The sequence below is a fragment of the Pseudomonas sp. GD03862 genome (assembly GCF_029840855.1).
Lineage (GTDB): Bacteria > Pseudomonadota > Gammaproteobacteria > Pseudomonadales > Pseudomonadaceae > Aquipseudomonas > Aquipseudomonas alloputida.
In genome coordinates, this window is the sequence record NZ_JAOCDI010000030.1 from 35,106 (window position 1) to 51,981 (window position 16,876).

20 protein-coding genes are annotated in these 16,876 nt (G+C 61.8%); 13 read left to right on the top strand and 7 right to left on the bottom strand.

Features of this window, described 5'->3' with window-relative positions; genetic code table 11:
- The first annotated feature begins 355 nt into the window (after positions 1 to 355).
- Together N5D53_RS18885 and N5D53_RS18890 are read left to right on the top strand one after the other, a co-directional pair.
- Positions 356 to 1,657 carry an MFS transporter gene (locus N5D53_RS18885; protein WP_279840596.1) on the top strand — a complete coding sequence of 434 codons (1,302 nt, stop codon included), beginning with the start codon at positions 356 to 358 and terminating at the stop codon, positions 1,655 to 1,657.
- Position 1,658: 1 nt separating this feature from the next.
- Positions 1,659 to 2,843, top strand: a complete 1,185-nt coding sequence (locus N5D53_RS18890) for a M20 family metallopeptidase (protein ID WP_279840597.1) — start codon at positions 1,659 to 1,661, stop codon at positions 2,841 to 2,843.
- Between the two features lie 171 nt (positions 2,844 to 3,014).
- Here the strand turns inward: N5D53_RS18890 and N5D53_RS18895 are convergent, their stop codons facing one another.
- A complete protein-coding gene (locus N5D53_RS18895; protein WP_064490956.1) occupies positions 3,015 to 3,566 on the bottom strand; it encodes a GNAT family N-acetyltransferase in 552 nt (183 codons plus the stop codon).
- 180 nt (positions 3,567 to 3,746) lie between these two features.
- Here N5D53_RS18895 and N5D53_RS18900 point away from each other — a divergent pair, with 180 nt between their 5' ends.
- The 10 genes from N5D53_RS18900 (at position 3,747) to N5D53_RS18945 (ending at position 11,510) form a co-directional block, all read left to right on the top strand.
- Positions 3,747 to 4,004 (top strand): hypothetical protein, encoded by a 258-nt coding sequence (locus N5D53_RS18900; protein ID WP_104887458.1) that lies wholly within the window; start codon positions 3,747 to 3,749, stop codon positions 4,002 to 4,004.
- 66 nt (positions 4,005 to 4,070) lie between these two features.
- Positions 4,071 to 4,313: a hypothetical protein gene (locus N5D53_RS18905; protein WP_003254042.1), complete on the top strand. Its 243-nt coding sequence runs from the start codon at positions 4,071 to 4,073 to the stop codon at positions 4,311 to 4,313.
- Positions 4,310 to 5,107 carry an exodeoxyribonuclease III gene (gene xth, locus N5D53_RS18910; RefSeq protein WP_104887459.1) on the top strand — a complete coding sequence of 266 codons (798 nt, stop codon included), beginning with the start codon at positions 4,310 to 4,312 and terminating at the stop codon, positions 5,105 to 5,107. Before N5D53_RS18905 ends, xth begins: the two co-directional genes overlap by 4 nt.
- 117 nt (positions 5,108 to 5,224) lie before the next feature.
- Complete coding sequence (locus tag N5D53_RS18915) at positions 5,225 to 5,905, top strand: thermostable hemolysin (RefSeq protein ID WP_010953624.1); 681 nt, start codon at positions 5,225 to 5,227, stop codon at positions 5,903 to 5,905.
- On the top strand, positions 5,895 to 7,364 hold the full coding sequence (locus tag N5D53_RS18920) for an AMP-binding protein (RefSeq protein ID WP_064493336.1): 1,470 nt from the start codon (positions 5,895 to 5,897) through the stop codon (positions 7,362 to 7,364). The genes N5D53_RS18915 and N5D53_RS18920 overlap by 11 nt, the downstream gene beginning before the upstream one ends.
- Before the next feature lie 8 nt (positions 7,365 to 7,372).
- Positions 7,373 to 8,053, top strand: coding sequence for an iron-containing redox enzyme family protein (locus N5D53_RS18925; RefSeq protein ID WP_064493335.1), 681 nt, complete (start codon positions 7,373 to 7,375; stop codon positions 8,051 to 8,053).
- Positions 8,040 to 8,846: an SDR family oxidoreductase gene (locus tag N5D53_RS18930; RefSeq protein ID WP_064493334.1), complete on the top strand. Its 807-nt coding sequence runs from the start codon at positions 8,040 to 8,042 to the stop codon at positions 8,844 to 8,846. Before N5D53_RS18925 ends, N5D53_RS18930 begins: the two co-directional genes overlap by 14 nt.
- Positions 8,843 to 9,484, top strand: coding sequence for a hypothetical protein (locus N5D53_RS18935; protein WP_279840598.1), 642 nt, complete (start codon positions 8,843 to 8,845; stop codon positions 9,482 to 9,484). The genes N5D53_RS18930 and N5D53_RS18935 overlap by 4 nt, the downstream gene beginning before the upstream one ends.
- 2 nt (positions 9,485 to 9,486) lie before the next feature.
- Positions 9,487 to 10,149, top strand: a complete 663-nt coding sequence (locus N5D53_RS18940; protein WP_010953629.1) for a response regulator — start codon at positions 9,487 to 9,489, stop codon at positions 10,147 to 10,149.
- Entirely contained in the window at positions 10,146 to 11,510 is a 1,365-nt protein-coding gene (locus N5D53_RS18945; protein ID WP_064493332.1) for an ATP-binding protein, read from the top strand. The genes N5D53_RS18940 and N5D53_RS18945 overlap by 4 nt, the downstream gene beginning before the upstream one ends.
- A gap of 12 nt (positions 11,511 to 11,522) precedes the next feature.
- Here the strand turns inward: N5D53_RS18945 and arsH are convergent, their stop codons facing one another.
- From arsH to N5D53_RS18965, 4 genes are read right to left on the bottom strand one after another with little or no spacing between them, the layout of a single operon-like run.
- Complete coding sequence (gene arsH / locus N5D53_RS18950) at positions 11,523 to 12,224, bottom strand: arsenical resistance protein ArsH (RefSeq protein WP_180688257.1); 702 nt, start codon at positions 12,222 to 12,224, stop codon at positions 11,523 to 11,525.
- 13 nt (positions 12,225 to 12,237) lie between these two features.
- Positions 12,238 to 12,708, bottom strand: coding sequence for an arsenate reductase ArsC (locus tag N5D53_RS18955; RefSeq protein ID WP_047602986.1), 471 nt, complete (start codon positions 12,706 to 12,708; stop codon positions 12,238 to 12,240).
- Positions 12,709 to 12,736: 28 nt separating this feature from the next.
- Entirely contained in the window at positions 12,737 to 14,020 is a 1,284-nt protein-coding gene (locus N5D53_RS18960) for an arsenic transporter (protein ID WP_198747244.1), read from the bottom strand.
- A gap of 21 nt (positions 14,021 to 14,041) precedes the next feature.
- Complete coding sequence (locus tag N5D53_RS18965; RefSeq protein ID WP_010953634.1) at positions 14,042 to 14,389, bottom strand: metalloregulator ArsR/SmtB family transcription factor; 348 nt, start codon at positions 14,387 to 14,389, stop codon at positions 14,042 to 14,044.
- Positions 14,390 to 14,602: 213 nt separating this feature from the next.
- Between N5D53_RS18965 and N5D53_RS18970 the strand changes: the two genes are divergently transcribed.
- On the top strand, positions 14,603 to 14,776 hold the full coding sequence (locus N5D53_RS18970; protein ID WP_017147688.1) for a hypothetical protein: 174 nt from the start codon (positions 14,603 to 14,605) through the stop codon (positions 14,774 to 14,776).
- 119 nt (positions 14,777 to 14,895) lie between these two features.
- Here the strand turns inward: N5D53_RS18970 and N5D53_RS18975 are convergent, their stop codons facing one another.
- Both N5D53_RS18975 and N5D53_RS18980 read right to left on the bottom strand, forming a co-directional pair.
- On the bottom strand, positions 14,896 to 15,903 hold the full coding sequence (locus tag N5D53_RS18975) for a zinc-binding alcohol dehydrogenase family protein (RefSeq protein ID WP_104887463.1): 1,008 nt from the start codon (positions 15,901 to 15,903) through the stop codon (positions 14,896 to 14,898).
- A gap of 151 nt (positions 15,904 to 16,054) precedes the next feature.
- A complete protein-coding gene (locus tag N5D53_RS18980; protein WP_064493329.1) occupies positions 16,055 to 16,852 on the bottom strand; it encodes an SDR family oxidoreductase in 798 nt (265 codons plus the stop codon).
- Positions 16,853 to 16,876 lie beyond the last annotated feature (24 nt).

Sequence of the window (16,876 nt, forward strand, 5' to 3'; positions counted from 1 at the left end):
ACGGTGATGTGGTGGCTTTAGCGTCGGTGAACAGAACGTTGCAGCGTGATTGCTTATTCGGTCAGGTCATGCCGTTTGGTTAATCAGGGGCTGGCGCGGCGTGTGGATTGGCGAGCGCATCCGCGTTAGACAGGCTTCGTACCCGCGCCAACGCTGCGCTACGGATGCTGATCTGTGGGCGTTATTGGGGCCGCGCGCGGAGCGAGGGCGGACTGTGCGCCAGCTCAGGGCAATTTGGCCAACGATCGCGCCGGCAAATTGCTCATTGGTTATCCCTATGCCGAAACTGCAAGTGTATTGGGTGCCCGATTGGCTGATATTCGCTGCACGCCGCGATTTGCCAACGGAGACAACAATGATCAGACCGCTACCCACATCGCCAAGCCTGCAAAAAGGTGCGCATTCAGCCGCGCAGGTATCGTCCTCCCGTAAAACCTTGGTCGCCTGCTCGTTGGGCAATGCGCTGGAAATGTACGACTTCACGATCTACAGCTTCTTCGCTGTACTGATCGGCAAGCACTTCTTCCCCTCTGACTCGGCCATGGCGTCGTTGTTGATGTCGCTGGCCACCTTTGGCGTCGGTTTCCTGATGCGCCCGGTCGGGGCGATGGTCATCGGTCGCTATGCTGACCGGCATGGACGCAAGGCCGCTTTGAGCCTGACCATCGGGCTGATGACCCTGGGCACCGCAATGATTGCCTTCGCGCCCACGTATTCACAGATCGGGATTTTCGCCACCTTGCTACTGGTGACCGGCCGGCTCATCCAGGGCATGTCGGCAGGCGGAGAGGTCGGTACCGCGTCGGTGTTCCTGATGGAATCCAGTGCGGTCGGCAATCGCTGCCAGAGCGTCAGCTGGCAGGCCGCCAGCCAAGGCTATGCCGCCTTGGTGGGGGCCGGCTTTGGCCTGGCCCTCAGCCAGTTGCTCGACCCTGCCGCGCTGGAAAGCTGGGGATGGCGCATACCGTTCATCTTCGGCCTGCTGATCGGGCCAGTCGGTTGGTACATACGCACGCGGTTGCCGGAAACCCATGAGGCCGCACCGGCGCAGAAGGCAGCGCAGGGGCTGGATGCCGAACTGCTCAAACGCATCGCCCAAGGCATCGGCCTGATGGCCAGCTCGACCATTGGCATGTACCTGTTCGTGTTCTACATGCCGACCTACCTGACCACCGCCTTGCATTATCCACCCGGCAGCGCGATGGCGATTGCCTGCATCAGTAGCGGTTGCATGGCCGTCATCTGCCCGTTGGCCGGCAAATTCGCCGACAAGTATCAGCTCAGAAAACGCCTGCTGGTGTGGACGGTCGCCGCGCCGGTGGTGTTGACCCTGCCCGTGTTCTATCTGCTTGAGCAAGTGCAGCACATGGGCCTGGCCATGATGGGCGTGGCGATCCTGATCTTGCCGACCTGTATCGGTGCCGGTGCGTTCTTCGCGCTGATCATGGAGGGCTTCCCGAAGGCCAGGCGCTCGTTCGGCACCTCGGTCAGCTACAGCCTGGGGGTGACCCTGTTCGGTGGTTTTTCGCCGTTGGTGGCCACCTGGCTGATTGCAGCGCTGGGCACGCCGTTGGCGCCAGCCTACTTCCTGCTGGCCGGCGGCGTCGTCAGCCTGGCCTGCCTCAGATACTTCCCTGAAAACAAAGGATGCGAGTGATATGGGTATTTTGCAGAGCAATCAAACACCGGGCTCAGCCGCCGAGCTGGATGAGTTCGTCATGCTGCGCCGGCAGATCCACGCTGCGCCGGAAATTGGCGGCGACACCCCCGATACGGCGGCCCTGGTAGCCGACAAGCTGCAAGCTTTGGGCTATGAAGTGCATCGCAATGTGGGCGGGCATGGTGTGGTCGGCGTGCTGAAAGTGGGGGACAGCCCGCGCAGCATCGGTTTGCGTGCAGACATGGACGCACTGCCCATGGGCGAAAAGAATGCGTTTGCGCATGCCAGCAAGATCCCCGGCCGCATGCATGCCTGTGGCCATGACGGGCATACCGCGATCCTGCTGGCAGCCGCTGCGCAACTGGCGACTACACGCCAGTTCAACGGGACGTTGAATGTGATATTCCAGCCCGACGAGGAGGGCCTGGCAGGGGCCAAGGCGATGATCGACGACGGCCTGTTCGAGCGCTTTCCGTGCGACTCGGTGTATGCGCTGCATAACATGCCCGGCTTGCCGGTGGGCACGTGCGTGGTGCAGGCGGGGCCTACCATGGCGTCTTCCGAACGTGTCAGCATTCGGATTACCGGTAAAGGCGGGCATGGTGCGATGCCGGAACTGTCGGTAGACCCGGTGATGGCGTTGAACAGCCTGATCAGTGGCATCCAGACCATCAAGTCGCGCAACCTGAGCGTCGAGGACTACGCCGTGATCAGCATCGGCATGATCCAGGCCGGCACCGTCTACAACATCATCCCTGACGAGGCCTGCATGTTGCTGAGCGTGCGCACTGACACGGCCCAGACCCAGCAGAAGATCAACAGCCGCATTGACGCCTTGGCCAAGGGGCACGCAGAAAGCTATGGCGTGGAGATCGAGGTGCAATTCACCCAACTGGCGCCCGCCTTGTGCAACAGCGATCACGAAAGCACGTTGCTGCGTGACAGCCTGAGGCCGTTGTTCGCCGACGGCGCGCTGCTGGACAAGATGCCGAAGAAGGTCATGGGCACCGAAGACTTTGCCTACATGTTGCAGGCGCGGCCTGGCTGTTACTTCATGCTGGGCAATGGCACGGGCGAGTTCCATGGGTGCTCGGTGCATAACCCCCACTACGATTTCAATGATGCGTTGGTGAAGATTGGCGCTGTTTGTTGGGTGAAGTGGGTTCAGGACTATCTGCGTTGACCCCTTTGTCGGGGCTTGCCGGGGCTTCCACAGCTCCGGCAGGTGCCGCCTTTGCCGCGGAGAATGCCCGGCGGTGCATGGCACCGACTTCGCCGGTGTTCGCGAGCAAGCCCGCGCCCGCAGGCTGGACTGCCTTTTGACCCTGCATCATCTGCGAAGGCCGAGGTAGGGTCAGGTTTGCGTCCTGTCGAGCCAGGCACTGCGTGTCATCTCCCATACCTCTACCCGCATCTGCCCAGCGACAAAATGCCCGTCTCGCGTTGCCACCCTGCGCATGCCCTCATACTCCGAAACCCTGCGTGAAGCATGGTTGGCAACCGCTTTGGGAACCTGCATGACCGGACGCGACAATGTTTCGAACCAGTATGTGTTGATGACCTGACATGCTTCGCGCATATAGCCTTGCCCCCACCACTGCGGTGCAAGCCAGAAGCCTCGGTTGTTTCCAGGCTGTTCATACAGGCTGATGCTGCCAATGGCGTTCTCGGTTGCATCGCGCAGCCGGATCATCCAGTGCCATTCGCGGCCCGCCACCATGGCCGGCAGGGCGATATCGCGCACATAGATCAATGCGCCGTCTTCCGGGTAAGGCCACGGCACACGACGGTCCAGATAACGGACGATCTCCCACTGGGGGAACAGTTTCTGAATGGTTGCTGCATCTCCCAACTGAAGGGGTGTGAGAACAAGACGGTCTGTGAACAGCGTTGGAAGGCAATCCATGGCACTCGCTCCTGAGCTTGCGGATAATGCGTCTGAGACTTGTGAAACCTGGTATCCATGCGTCTGCGCCGAAATAGTCTACGCTCTTAGCCGAAGCGCGTCGTGACAGGCTTCATCCCGTTATCGTCGCTCTGGCGATTCACACCGACGGACCAGGCTCGGTCCAAAGAGGGTGCTGCAATGGCGACTATCGACACCGAGAACCTTGCAAAGGGGCTGCAGCAGGTTGAAGCCTGCTGGCAGGCGTATACCTCGTCACAGCGGCTTGTCGAAGGCCTCAAGGGCAGCGACCTGAGCAGTGCCATTGAAACCGCCAACCGCGATTTCACCAGGTTTCAGAACCAGTGCCAGCTGTTTTATGCCGAAGTGCGCAAGAGGGCAGCGGATGCGAACAAGCTGGAGAGCGACATGGCACGGTATCCCCATTACTTTCAGTGACGTCCTGATTGAACGTCGCGCTGTGCCCGGGTTCTGACAAGCAAAGGGTACAGCGAGGACGCTTTCATGAGCATCGAACGCAACATTCCCGAGCTTGAAGCCTGGTACGCCCAGTACGACGACATCAGTTACCGGCGCGCGTCACCGGATGCCTACCACCATGAACTGCTTCGCACAGCCGAGGCCCTGCGCGACGACGGTGCCATCGACTGGGACGACTGGTTGGCGCTCAAGGCGCTGGCCGATGAGGCGCATATCCGCGCGCTGGAAGATGCCGTGCAGGCCCATGTGAGCGACCCGGACGCATGAAAGCGCTGAAGATTGCCACCTTCAACATCAATGGCATCCGCAGCCGTTTGCCGGCGCTGCTGGCCTGGCTGGAGCGGGAGCAGCCCGACATTGCCTGCCTGCAGGAGCTGAAGGCGGCCGATCAGCAGTTCCCTCGCGCGGAGCTTGAGGCAGCAGGCTATGGCAGCCTTCATCATGGGCAACCGTCATGGAACGGCGTGGCCATTCTGGTGCGGGGCAGGGATCCGCTCGAGGTTCGCCGCGGCTTGCCCGGCCTGGAAGAGGACAGCCAGAGCCGCTATCTGGAAGCTGCGGCACACGGGGTGTTGGTCGCTTGTCTCTACCTGCCGAACGGCAACCCGCAGCCCGGGCCCAAGTTCGATTACAAGCTGCACTGGTTCGAATGCCTGATCCAGCATGCGCGCAGCCTCCAGGAAAGTGGCCACCCCACGCTGCTGGCAGGGGATTTCAATGTCGTGCCCACCGACATGGACATCTATAACCCGCGTTCCTGGCTGAAGGACGCACTGCTGCAGCCTGAGTCGCGAGCGTGTTACCAACGACTGCTTGACCAGGGCTGGCTCGATGCCATACGCCATCTGTACCCGGACGAGCGTGTCTACACCTTCTGGGACTATTTCCGTAACCACTGGGCCCGCAATGCCGGGTTGCGAATCGATCACCTGTTGCTCAATCGCGAGCTTGCGCCTTATCTGAAACGGGCGGGTGTCGATGCATGGGTGCGCAACGAGGCCAAGGCCAGCGACCATGCGCCCGTCTGGATCGAGCTGGGTACGCGTCGTGCTCGGTCATAGTCGGTTCAGCACATGAACGAGCGCCGGGCTGAGGCGCTCCGACAGTAGCCGACTTCAGATTGTATTCAGATTCGGCCCCGATAATTTCCTCCGTCGCACCTAGGCGGGGGAAACTTCATGACTCAGTCTCATCAATGGCACAGTTTGCTTCCGTTACCCATCGGTAGCCATGCCGATCATCAGGCGCACCTTTCTCTTCACCTTAGCGGCGATCATGGGCGAGGCGAGCTGGAGCACTTCATACACGAGCGCTTTGCCAGTGTGCACCAGGCGGATGTGCAGCATTACCTGCCGGAGCTGCTTGCCTTGCAGGGTAGCCACGGTCGCCTGATCGCGGCGGCAGGCATGCGGCCGGCCAGCGAAGGGCCGCTCTTTCTTGAGCGGTATCTGGACGAGCCTCTGGAATCGGCCGTTTCACGGGTAACCGGTGCCTCGCCAGATCGCAACTGCATGGTAGAGGTGGGCAACCTGGCCTCGCTCAGCGCCGGCAGCGCTCGAATAATGATCATCGCCGTGACGTGGTTGCTGGCCATGCGAGGTCTGGAGTGGGTCGCATTCACGGGCGCCGCGACACTGTTCAACAGTTTCCGGCGACTGGGGCTGGTGCCCACCGTTCTGGCCTCAGCGGATCCTGCGCGCTTGCAGGGCCAAGTGGACCAGTGGGGGACCTACTACGACCAGCGACCCCAGGTATTTGCCGGCAACATAGGCGTTGGCTTCGATGCCCTGAAGCAGGCGGGCATGTTCGAGCGGCTTGGGTTTCCCATGTTAGCCCTGGAGACCGGCCATGCGGCATGAACTGACTGCCTTTCAGGCACTGTTGCGCCAGCACGCCGTGGAGCATCCTGACGCCGTGGCCGTTCAGGGCGATGCGCAGCGTTACACCTACCGGCAACTGCTCGACGAAGTCGAATCCCGTGCGGGTTGCCTGCGTAGCCAACCACCGGGAACCTTCGCCGTGGTGCTGGATAACGGGCCCGAAGCGCTATTCTGGGATTTGGCGGCGCTGTTCGCCGAACGCGCCAGTGTGACAGTGCCGCCGTTTTTCAGCGCGACCCAGTTCCAGCACTGCTTGCAGCAAAGCGGAGTCACGGCGGCCGTGTGCGAGGCGCAGTGGGCCGAACAGCTCATTGCGCTTGGTTTTGCCCGGCAGGCGCCAGCTGGCGTCTGGCGGCGTGACAGTGTTGTCGCCCCGGCGCTGCCTGAGGGCACTGCCAAGATCACTTACACCTCCGGTAGCACCGGCACGCCCAAAGGCGTGTGCCTGAGCGCTGAAACCCTGCTGCGTGTGGCGCATGAGCTGGAGGCCGCCAGCCGCCCAACCGCGCCGCAGCGATACCTGGCGGTACTGCCACTGGGTGTTCTGCTGGAAAACCTGGGCGTCTACGCCGCGCTCATGGCTGGCGCTTGTGTGCAGCTCTATCCGCAGCAGCAGTTGGGGATGGGAGGGGCAAGCCAGGTCGATTTCAAGCGCCTGCTGGGCGCAATCGCCCTCAGTGGGGCGCAGAGCCTGATCCTTGTGCCGCAGCTGCTGATGGGGTTGGTGACAGCGATCGAGCGTGGGCTGATGCGGGTCGGCCCACTGCGTTTGGTGGCGGTAGGCGGTGCTCGGGTATCGCCAAGCCTGCTCGCGCGGGCCGAGGCGGTCGGTTTGCCGGTGTTCGAAGGTTACGGCTTGTCCGAGTGCGCCTCGGTAGTGGCGCTCAACCGCACAGGGGCTGTGCGCCCTGGGAGCGTCGGCAAGCCATTGCCGCATGTGCAGGTGCGCATCGCCGAGGATGGCGAAGTCCTGGTGGCCGGCTCGACACTGCTGGGCTACCTGGGAGAGCCGCCTGTAACAGGGCAGTGGTGGGCAACAGGCGATGTAGGCCACCTCGATGAGGAGGGCTACCTCTACCTGAATGGCCGCAAGAAGCATCAGTTCATCACCAGTTTCGGGCGCAACGTCAACCCGGAGTGGGTGGAAGCCGAGCTGAGCCAAAGTGGCGTGATCGCCCAGGCTTTCGTGCATGGCGAGGCCTTGCCACGCAACCTTGCCTTGCTCTGGCCGCTGGATCCCGGCATCAGCGACGAGGCCATCGAACAGGCCGTACAGCAATGCAACGCGCGATTGCCCGATTACGCCAGGGTGCAAGCCTGGCGCCGCTTGCCAATGCCTCTGAGCACGCTTGACGAAACCCTGACTGCCAATGGCCGCCCGCGACGTGAGGCGATCTTGCAGCGTTACCACACCCTGTTGTCCGACATCTCGTTGTGAGGTTCACAATGTCCTTTTTCGACACCCTGCAAGTACAAACCGCCCAAGAGCGTCAGGCGCTGTTCGCCGTACCGGTGATCCGCGAAGCGCTGGCCGGCCAGGTCAGCCTGGACAGCTACGTCGCCTTCCTGACCCAGGCCTATTACCACGTGCGCCATACCGTGCCACTGATGATGGCCTGTGGGGCTCGATTGCCGCTGCGGCTGGAGTGGCTGCGCGGTGCGGTCTGCGAATACATTGAAGAGGAATACGGCCACGAGCAGTGGATCCTCAACGACATCAGAGCGTGCGGTGGTGACTGGGAGGCCGTGCGCGATGGCCAGCCGGTGCAATCCATCGAGCTGATGGTCGCCTACCTGTACGACCTGATCGCCCGTGGCAACCCGGTCGGGTTGTTCGGCATGGTCAACGTGCTCGAAGGCACCAGCATCGCCCTTGCCACCCAGGCGGCGGGCGTTATCCAGAGCACATTGGCCCTGCCTGACCAGGCGTTCAGCTACCTCAGCTCGCACGGTGCGCTCGACCAGGAGCACATGGTGACCTACAAACGGTTGATGGACCGCCTCGACGATGCCGGTGACCAGCAGGCCGTCCTCCACGCGGCCAAGGTCGTCTACCGCTTGTACACCGAGATGTTCCAGGGCTTGCCGCGTGCCGGGCAGCAAGAGGTGCACCATGCGTTTGGCTGAGTCCGTGGTAATCCTCACCGGCGCCAGTGGGGGCATAGGCCTGGCGCTGGCTGAACAGCTCTGCGCTGCCGGTGCCCAGGTGTTGGCCGTCAGTCGGCATATGGGCAAGCTGGCTGGCCTGATGAACCGGTACCCTGATCGTCTGCGCTGGCAGGAAGCCGACCTGCGCAGCCCGTCAGGGCGCGAACAGGTCATCGAGCGGGCACGCGAGATGGGGGCTGTGAATGTGCTGATCAACGCTGCTGGCGTGAATCGCTTCGCTCTGCTCGACCAGCTGGATGAGTATGCGCTGGACGAGCTATTGGACATCAACCTGAAGGCTCCCCTGCAACTGACACGCGCCTGCCTGCCGTTGCTGCGCGCTCAACCCAAGGCGTTGGTGGTCAATGTCGGGTCGACCTATGGCTCGATCGGCTACCCCGGCTACGCCACCTACTGCGCCAGCAAGTTTGCGCTGCGTGGTTTTTCGGAAGCGCTGCGCCGCGAGTTGGCCGATACCACGGTGAACGTGCTGTATGCCGCCCCCCGGGCGACCCGCACAACGATGAACAGCAGCGCTGCGACTGCGCTCAATCAAGCGCTGAAAGTTGGTATGGACGACCCGGCGGACGTCGCCCGTGCTGTGCTCCAGGCGGTGCAATCCGAGCGCACCGAGCTTTACCTGGGGTGGCCGGAAAAGCTCTTCGTGCGTATCAACGGCATGTTGCCGGGCATGGTCGACCGCGCACTGCGCAAGCAACTGCCAGTCATTCGCCGCTATATCGGCAGCCACTCCAAGGAGTCGAACAAATGAAGCGTCTGTTCATTGCCAGCTTGCTGGCATTTGCACCCTTCACCTGGGCATTGGACCAGGCAGGCAGCCAGCGCCTGAGTGATCTGCAGCAGCGCTGGGCGCAGATTCAGTACCAAATGCCCAAGGATAAGCGTGCCGACGCCTTCGAAAAGCTGGCAGGCGATGCAGCAACGTTTGTTCGTCAGTATCCCGGCACACCTGAACCCTTGATCTGGGAGGGCATCATCAACAGCAGTTGGGCGGGGGCGACGGGTGGCCTCGGTGCACTGGGCAAGGTCAAGGCGGCGAAAGCCAGCCTGGAGCAGGCCATGACGCTGGACCCAAACGCCCTGCAAGGTTCGGCCTACACCAGCCTGGGCACGCTGTATGACCAGGTGCCCGGCTGGCCTATCGGTTTCGGTGATGCCGAGATGGCCGACAAGATGCTGCGCAAAGCCTTGCAGATCAACCCCAACGGTATCGACAGCAACTATTTCTGGGCCGATCATCTTTATCGGCAGAAGCGCTACCCTGAAGCTACCGCCGCCCTGCAGAAAGCCTTGCAGGCACCGCCCCGGCCGGGGCGTGAGTTGGCTGACCAGGGCCGGCGTGCCGATATCGATGCTTTACTCAAGGCCATCAAGGACAAACAGGACTGAACATGCGGCTGTTGCTGGTTGAGGATGACATCGCACTGGGGGAAGGGATCTGCGACGGCTTGCGCCAGGAGGGTTACACCCTCGACTGGTTGCGCGACGGTGTCAGTGGCTTGCATGCGTTGCAGCACGAGACCTTCGACCTGGTGATCCTGGATCTTGGATTGCCCCGCATGGATGGCCTCGAGCTACTCAGGCGATTACGCGCCGGCGGCGACAGCTTGCCGGTGCTGATCCTCACCGCGCGGGATGCCCTCGATGATCGCATTGCCGGCCTGGATGCCGGCGCCGATGATTACCTGGTCAAGCCTTTCGACCTCAATGAGCTCAAGGCACGCCTGCGCGCCTTGCTGCGGCGCAGCGTCGGGCGCGCCAAGGTGCTGATCGAGCATGCCGGGGTCAGCCTGGACCCGACCACCCAGCAAGTGCAATACAACGGCGTCGAGGTTGTGCTCACCCCCAAAGAGTATGTGCTGTTGCATGAGTTGCTGGCACAGCCCGGCAAGGTATTCACACGTGAGCGCCTGACTCAACTGCTGTATGGCTGGGATGAAGAGCCGGAGAGCAACACGCTGGAGGTGAACATCTACCATTTGCGCAAGAAGCTGTTCAACGGCCTGATTCGCACGGTGCGCGGCATCGGCTATCTGGTCGAGGTCAAGGCATGACCTCGCTTCGCCAGCGCACGCTGTGGCGCGTGATGCTCTTGCTGCTACTCGGTACCGGCTTGCTCGCGCTCTATAACTACCACGACAGCAGCCACGAAATTAACGAGGTGTATGACGCGCACCTGGCCCAGAACGCGCGTTTGCTGCAAGGCGTCATGAGCATGCCGGTACAAGAGGGCTCGCGTGAGGCGCTGTATCAGGCCTTCAACGATGCCTTGGGCAAAGCGGGGCGGCACCAGGTGGGGCACCCTTACGAAAGCAAGCTGGCATTCCAGGTCTGGGGTGAAGGCATGGCGTTGCTGGTGCATACACCCAGTGCGCCACCCATCGACCCACCACCCACTGCTCCGGGGTTCTATGACTTTTCCAGTGGCGGTGAACAATGGCGCGGTTTCGTTTTGCCGGTCCCGGAAAAACACTGGCTTATCTGGGTGGGTGAGCGTGATGATGTGCGCTACGACCTGATCGACCGCATCGTTCGCCACACGCTGTTCCCGTTCCTGCTTGGCAGCCTGGCGTTGGCACTGCTGGTCTGGGCTGCGATCGGCTGGGGGCTGCGGCCACTGCAGAACATGGCCAATGTCATCCGAAGACGCCATGCCGATTCGCTGGAGCCGCTGCAACTGGTACCGCTTCCCACTGAACTGGAGCCCATGCAGGCCGCGATCAATCGCTTGCTGGCGCAGATCGACGATCTGCTGCGGCGTGAACATCGCTTCATTGCCGATGCTGCCCACGAAATGCGTACGCCTCTGGCCGTATTGCGCCTGCACGCGCAGAACGCGCTGGCCGCCAGCAATGATGCCGAGCGCCAGAAAGCCCTGGGCTTTCTTGTGGGCGGGGTCGATCGGCTGACACGGGTGGTCAACCAGTTGCTGACCTTGGCCCGCGTCGAGCCAAGACTGGGGCAGCGAGCCAGCACCCGGATCGACCTGGCCGAGGTCGTCACCGAAACCCTGGCTGAACTGACCCCATGGATACTGGACCGAGGCCTGGAACCCTCGCTGGACATCGACGAAGGGGACCACCACCTGCAGATCGACGCCGGCGCGCTGGGCATTGCGCTACAGAACCTGGTGTCCAACGCGGTAGAACACTCACCGCCTGGTGGGCGCATCGCCGTGTTACTGCGGCGCCTGGACAGCAGCGTCGAACTGGTCGTCGAGGATGAAGGGACGGGTATCGATGAGGAGAGCCTGTCCCGTGTATTCGAGCGCTTTTACAGCCGAAATAGCCCAAATGGTGCTGGCCTCGGGCTGTCCATCGTCGCGACCATCATCGACCGTATGGGGGGGCAGGTACGCCTTGAAAACAGAGCGGGTAGCGGGCTGGCCGCTACCTTGTCGTTTCCACTGTCTTGAATCACCTTTGCTTCAGATGGATCGCTGATTGACCCGCTCAGATAGCTGCTCGGCGCTTTCCTTGCGCTCCGAATAGCGATCGACCAGAAATGCCTGGCGGTCGCGCAGCAGGACGGTGAACTTCACCAGCTCCTCCATGACATCAACCACGCGATCGTAGTACGGCGATGGCTTCATCCGCCCGGCGTCGTCGAACTCCAGATAAGCCTTGGGTACCGAAGACTGGTTCGGGATGGTGAACATCCGCATCCAGCGGCCCAGCACACGCAACTGGTTGACCACGTTGAACGACTGCGATCCGCCGCACACCTGCATCACGGCCAGGGTCTTGCCTTGGGTGGGGCGCAATGCCCCCAGCGCCAACGGAATCCAGTCGATCTGTGCCTTGAACACCGCAGACATCGCCCCATGGCGCTCCGGCGAGCACCACACTTGGCCTTCTGACCATTGCACCAGTTCTCGCAGCTCCTGCACCTTGGGATGCTCCACGGGGACATCGTCAGGCAGCGGCAGGCCCGACGGGTCGAAGGTGCGGGTTTCGGCACCGAAGTGCTCCAGCAGACGCGCGGCTTCTTCTACCAGCAAGCGACTGAAGGAGCGTTCTCGGGTAGACCCGTACAGCAGCAGGATGCGTGGTTTGTGTTCGCTGGTCGGGGTTGCCGAAGGCGGCAGGTCGAACAGCGTGAGGTCGAGGTTAGGCAGTTGCTCGGACATGTATTTTTCCTGTTCAAAGCGAGCCGATGCGATCCAGCGCGTGCTTGAGCTGCTCGCGGTCGAGTTGATCGAACGGCAGTGCGAAGAAGGCCTGGCAGCGAGATCCGATGCGGGCCAGTGTGGCGCGGAACGCCGCATCGACCGATGCTTCGTCACCCACGACATCGGAGGGGTCTTCCAGCCCCCAATGCGACTTCAGCGCAGGGCCGAAATACACCGGGCAGGCTTCGCCCGCGGCCTTGTCGCAGACGGTGATGACGATGTCGGGTGGGTTGCCCTCGAATGCATCGTTGCCTTTGCTGCTCAGGCCCTCGGTCGAAATATTGGCCTGCTGCAACGTGCTCAGGCTGCGTGGCAACACCTGGCCCTTGGGGAAACTGCCAGCGCTGACTGCCTCGAAACCGGGCGGTGCCAGGTGGTTGAACATTGCTTCGGACAGGATGCTGCGGCAGCTGTTGGCCGTGCACATGAACAGGACTCGCATGGAGGGCTCCTCCGCTGGGGGGCGAATGTCAGAGGCTCAGGCGCATTGCCAGAGCAGAAAGGGTGATCAGCAAAACCGGTACGGTGAGCAGCAGGCCGACCTTGAAGTAGTAACCCCAGGTGATGCGCATGCCTTTACGCGCCAGCACATGCAGCCAAAGCAGTGTGGCGAGGCTGCCAATCGGGGTGATCTTCGGGCCGAGGTCGCAGCCGATGACGTTGGCGTAGATCATCGCCTCACGTACCACGCCCTCTGCGCCGCTGGCCTGGATCGACAAGGCGCCGATCAGCACGCTGGGCATGTTGTTCATGACTGAGGACAGCAGCGCGGAGATCAACCCGGTGCCAATGGCCGCGCTCCACAGGCCCTGCTCGGCAAGCCTGTCCAGCAGGTGGGTGAGCATGTCCGTGAGGCCGGCGTTCTTCAGGCCGTACACCACCAGATACATGCCCAGAGAAAAAATCACCACCTGCCACGGCGCTTCCCGCAGCACGCGACGGGTTGAGATGCGGTGACCGCGAGCGGCCACGGCAAAGAGGATTGTGGCACAGACGGCGGCCACCGCACTGATCGGTATGCCCAGAGGCTCCAGTGCGAACAGGCCTGCAAGCAGCACCAGCAGCACCCACCCACCGACTTTGAAGGTGGCGTGGTCATGAATTGCCTCGCTCGGCGCCTTCAGCGCATCGAGCGCGTACTGCTTGGGGATATCACGACGGAAGTACAGGAATAGCACCAGCAGGGTGGCCGCCACGCTGGCGATGTTCACCGGCACCATCACCGATGCGTATTCGGCGAAGCCCAGGCCGAAGTAGTCGGTCGAGACGATGTTGACCAGGTTGGAGACCACCAGCGGCAGGCTTGCCGTGTCGGCAATGAAGCCCGCGGCCATGACAAAGGCCAGTGTCGCGGCGGGCGAAAAGCGCAGCGCGAGCAGCATCGACATGACGATGGGGGTGAGGATCAGCGCCGCACCGTCGTTGGCGAACAGCGCCGATACAGCGGCGCCGAGCAGTACGCAGAAGGCGAACAGGCGGTAGCCGCCGCCGTTAGCCCAGCGCGCCACATGCAAAGCGGCCCATTCGAAGAAACCCGCCTCATCCAACAGCAAGCTGATGATGATGACCGCGATGAACGTGGCGGTGGCGTTCCAGACAATGGCCCATACGGCAGGGATGTCATGCAGGGAAACTACGCCTGTAGCCAGGGCGATGATGGCGCCTAGCGCGGCGCTCCAGCCAACACCGAGCCCCTTGGGCTGCCAGATGACCAGTATGAGGGTGAACACGAAGACAGCAATGGCGGGCAGCATGAAAATCTCGCTTGGTGATGATCAGCAGCAGACGGAATCACGCACGGGGCGACCGTCCATGTTCTTCAGCCGAAGGGCATTGTCAGCCAGCCATTGCGAATTGGCTTGCAAGGTGACCTGAAGCATTTCGTGAACCCAGGAAGGCAGCTCCGGATTCAGGCGGTAATACACCCACTGGCCCTGACGGCGGTCCAGCAGCATGCCATTGCTGCGCAGTTGTGCCAGATGGCGACTGATCTTGGGCTGGCTGTCGTTGAGCGCGCACATCAGCTCGCAGACGCACAGTTCGCCCAGGCTGGCGATAAGCAGAGTGGCGCGAGCGCGGGTTTCGTCAGAGAGGCTCTTGAAGACATCGGGCGGTGTGATCATGGGGGGTGCCTGTACATGCGGAAAGTCGAATATACGTATTTCCATATGTACTGGCAAGCCTTCCTGGGCTTGTGCGCTTGCAGCTCACCATCGCCATGCCCTTCGGTCGACAAAAGCAGGGTTTTGGTAGGCTTCAGACGCTGATGGCAATGCAGGGTGTATAGTGCTTGCTCGGGTGACTGTCGTTCAGTGGCTCATAACCGAGATGCCAACATGTCCCAGACGTACCCCAGCGCGGCCCAAAAAGCCCATGTTCGCATCTGCGAGCAGGTCGAGGCCTTCCTTCAGCATGGCGGCCGCATTCAGCAGGTAGCGATCGGTGTCACCGGCTACGCTGAAGGTGTCTCCAGGGCGCAGTGGAAAAAAGGGCGCACTGCAAAACCTTGAGGAGGCCAGCCGCCGCCGGGAAACGTTCCTTTCAGGTGGTGATTCATGGCTTGTGCATTCGCGAAGCGGAGGCCGGGGTGGTCTTGAAAGCTGAGCCCTGGATCAGAACCGGAACGCGATCAGAAACCTTCCAGAACAATCTTGCCGCGTGCTTTCCCGCTCTCGATCAGGGCGTGAGCGCGTTTGAGGTGCTCGGCGTTGATGGTGCCGTAGTGCTCGCCGAGGGTGGTCTTGAGCACCCCATCATCGACCAGCTGTGAAATGCGATCGAGTAGTTGATGCTGCTTGATCATGTCCTCGGTCTGGTACAGCGAACGCGTGAACATGAGCTCCCAGTGCAGGGAGAGGGATTTGCGCTTGAGCGGCATGACATCCAGTTGCGCCGGGTCGTCGATCAGCGCGAGCTTGCCTTGTGGACGAAGCACTTCGACCAGTTGGGGGAGGTAGGTGTCGGTATGGGTCAGGCTGATCACATGGTCGACCTGGCTCAGATTGAGCGCTTCCAGTTGATGCGGGATGGGTTTGGTGTGATCGATGACATGATGCGCCCCCAGTTCCTTGACCCAGGCTTTGGTTTCAGGCCTCGACGCTGTGCCGATGACCACCAGCTGTGTGAGCTTGCTGGCGAGCTGGACCAGGATCGAGCCCACTCCGCCGGCGGCTCCGATCACCAGTAGGCTTTGGCCCTGGCCCCCGTTTTCTTCGACACCCAGGCGGTCGAACAGCAGCTCCCATGCGGTGATGGAAGTTAGGGGCAGGGCTGCGGCACTGGCGTTGTCCAGGCTGCGGGGCTTGTGTCCGACGATACGCTCGTCCACCACATGGCGCTCGCTGTAGCTGCCAGCACGGTCGATGGCACCGGCGTAGTAAACCTCATCGCCAGGTTGGAACAACGTGACCTCTGGCCCAACCTCGCGAACAACGCCAACCGCATCCCAGCCAAGAACCTGTGGTTGCTCACCGCCGCGGCTCGCGCGGATTTTCGTGTCGACCGGGTTGACAGCAATGGCCTTTACCTCGACCAGCAGATCCCGGGCACCCGGTTTGGGTTCGGGCAACTGCGCGTCATACAGCGACTGTGGGTCCTGGATCGGCAAACCGGGTTGGGTGTAAACGACAGCCTTCATGGGCGCAACCTCTTGGGTATTGGAAAAGTGAGCTCAGGCTAGTGGTTTGGATTAAGTCGATAAACTGGCCAAGTAGCGCAAGACTTTCTCTCCCTCAGTGAAAATGGTGTGAGGCACTCGTTACCAAGCGTAAGCGCCTCACGCGCATCCGTCAGCTGGCGCTGTAACGCGGTGCAAGCTGGTTGCTGGACAGCTGGCTGAACAAGGCCTGCCGGGCAGCTTCGTATTGGTCGAAGGCTTGCAGATCTTGCATCGACGGCAAGGAGATCAGCACTCCGTTGTCGAAGTCCTGCAGCGCACCGTCCACCAGGTCCTGGGCCGACATCACGATGCCGGGGTCGAGGTTTTCGACCGGTAAGCCACCGATTTGCCAGAAGTCAGTGGCGGTAGCCCCGGGCAGTACCGCCTGCACCTGAACCCCCTTGCCCGCCAGCTCCTTGTTCAGGGACTGGGTGAACGCAGTGACGTACGCCTTGCTGCCGCCGTATACGCCGTTGAGCAGTTCTGGCGCCAGGCTGACGATGGACGAGATATTGATGATCGCCCCCTGCTTGCGCGCTACAAAACCGGGTACAGCCGCATAGGTCAGGCGGGTGAGGGCGGTGACGTTCAGGCTGATCATTTCGGCCATGCGTTCGACATCGCTTTCCAGCAGGCTGGTGTGGGTGCCGATGCCCGCGTTGTTCACCAGCATGCTGATGCTGGCGTCTTCGCGCAGCTTGCGTTCTACCTTGGCAAGGTCATCTGTATTGGCCAGGTCGGCCGGGAACACTTCCACGTTCTGCCGCGTTTCGGTGGTGAGCCGGGCCGCCAATGCGTTGAGGCGTTCCCGGTTGCGGGCCACCAGTACCAGGTCATAGCCGCGGCGTGCCAACTGTTCTGCGTAGAGCGAACCGATGCCGGTGGACGCGCCGGTGACAAGCGCGGTGCCTTTGAATGCCTGTGTCATGGTGATACTCCGTTGCTTTGTGTG

Excerpts from the sequence above, each read along its gene's own strand:
- N5D53_RS18975 (WP_104887463.1), bottom strand. The coding sequence starts at position 15,903 with ATGAAGGCTGTCGTTTACACCCAACCCGGTTTGCCGATCCAGGACCCA.
- N5D53_RS18920 (WP_064493336.1), top strand. The coding sequence starts at position 5,895 with ATGCGGCATGAACTGACTGCCTTTCAGGCACTGTTGCGCCAGCACGCC.
- N5D53_RS18895 (WP_064490956.1), bottom strand. The coding sequence starts at position 3,566 with ATGGATTGCCTTCCAACGCTGTTCACAGACCGTCTTGTTCTCACACCC.
- N5D53_RS18890 (WP_279840597.1), top strand. The coding sequence starts at position 1,659 with ATGGGTATTTTGCAGAGCAATCAAACACCGGGCTCAGCCGCCGAGCTG.
- arsH (WP_180688257.1), bottom strand. The coding sequence starts at position 12,224 with ATGTCCGAGCAACTGCCTAACCTCGACCTCACGCTGTTCGACCTGCCG.
- N5D53_RS18885 (WP_279840596.1), top strand. The coding sequence starts at position 356 with ATGATCAGACCGCTACCCACATCGCCAAGCCTGCAAAAAGGTGCGCAT.
- xth (WP_104887459.1), top strand. The coding sequence starts at position 4,310 with ATGAAAGCGCTGAAGATTGCCACCTTCAACATCAATGGCATCCGCAGC.
- N5D53_RS18935 (WP_279840598.1), top strand. The coding sequence starts at position 8,843 with ATGAAGCGTCTGTTCATTGCCAGCTTGCTGGCATTTGCACCCTTCACC.
- N5D53_RS18925 (WP_064493335.1), top strand. The coding sequence starts at position 7,373 with ATGTCCTTTTTCGACACCCTGCAAGTACAAACCGCCCAAGAGCGTCAG.
- N5D53_RS18970 (WP_017147688.1), top strand. The coding sequence starts at position 14,603 with ATGTCCCAGACGTACCCCAGCGCGGCCCAAAAAGCCCATGTTCGCATC.
- N5D53_RS18905 (WP_003254042.1), top strand. The coding sequence starts at position 4,071 with ATGAGCATCGAACGCAACATTCCCGAGCTTGAAGCCTGGTACGCCCAG.
- N5D53_RS18915 (WP_010953624.1), top strand. The coding sequence starts at position 5,225 with ATGACTCAGTCTCATCAATGGCACAGTTTGCTTCCGTTACCCATCGGT.
- N5D53_RS18930 (WP_064493334.1), top strand. The coding sequence starts at position 8,040 with ATGCGTTTGGCTGAGTCCGTGGTAATCCTCACCGGCGCCAGTGGGGGC.
- N5D53_RS18960 (WP_198747244.1), bottom strand. The coding sequence starts at position 14,020 with ATGCTGCCCGCCATTGCTGTCTTCGTGTTCACCCTCATACTGGTCATC.
- N5D53_RS18945 (WP_064493332.1), top strand. The coding sequence starts at position 10,146 with ATGACCTCGCTTCGCCAGCGCACGCTGTGGCGCGTGATGCTCTTGCTG.
- N5D53_RS18900 (WP_104887458.1), top strand. The coding sequence starts at position 3,747 with ATGGCGACTATCGACACCGAGAACCTTGCAAAGGGGCTGCAGCAGGTT.
- N5D53_RS18940 (WP_010953629.1), top strand. The coding sequence starts at position 9,487 with ATGCGGCTGTTGCTGGTTGAGGATGACATCGCACTGGGGGAAGGGATC.
- N5D53_RS18955 (WP_047602986.1), bottom strand. The coding sequence starts at position 12,708 with ATGCGAGTCCTGTTCATGTGCACGGCCAACAGCTGCCGCAGCATCCTG.
- N5D53_RS18980 (WP_064493329.1), bottom strand. The coding sequence starts at position 16,852 with ATGACACAGGCATTCAAAGGCACCGCGCTTGTCACCGGCGCGTCCACC.
- N5D53_RS18965 (WP_010953634.1), bottom strand. The coding sequence starts at position 14,389 with ATGATCACACCGCCCGATGTCTTCAAGAGCCTCTCTGACGAAACCCGC.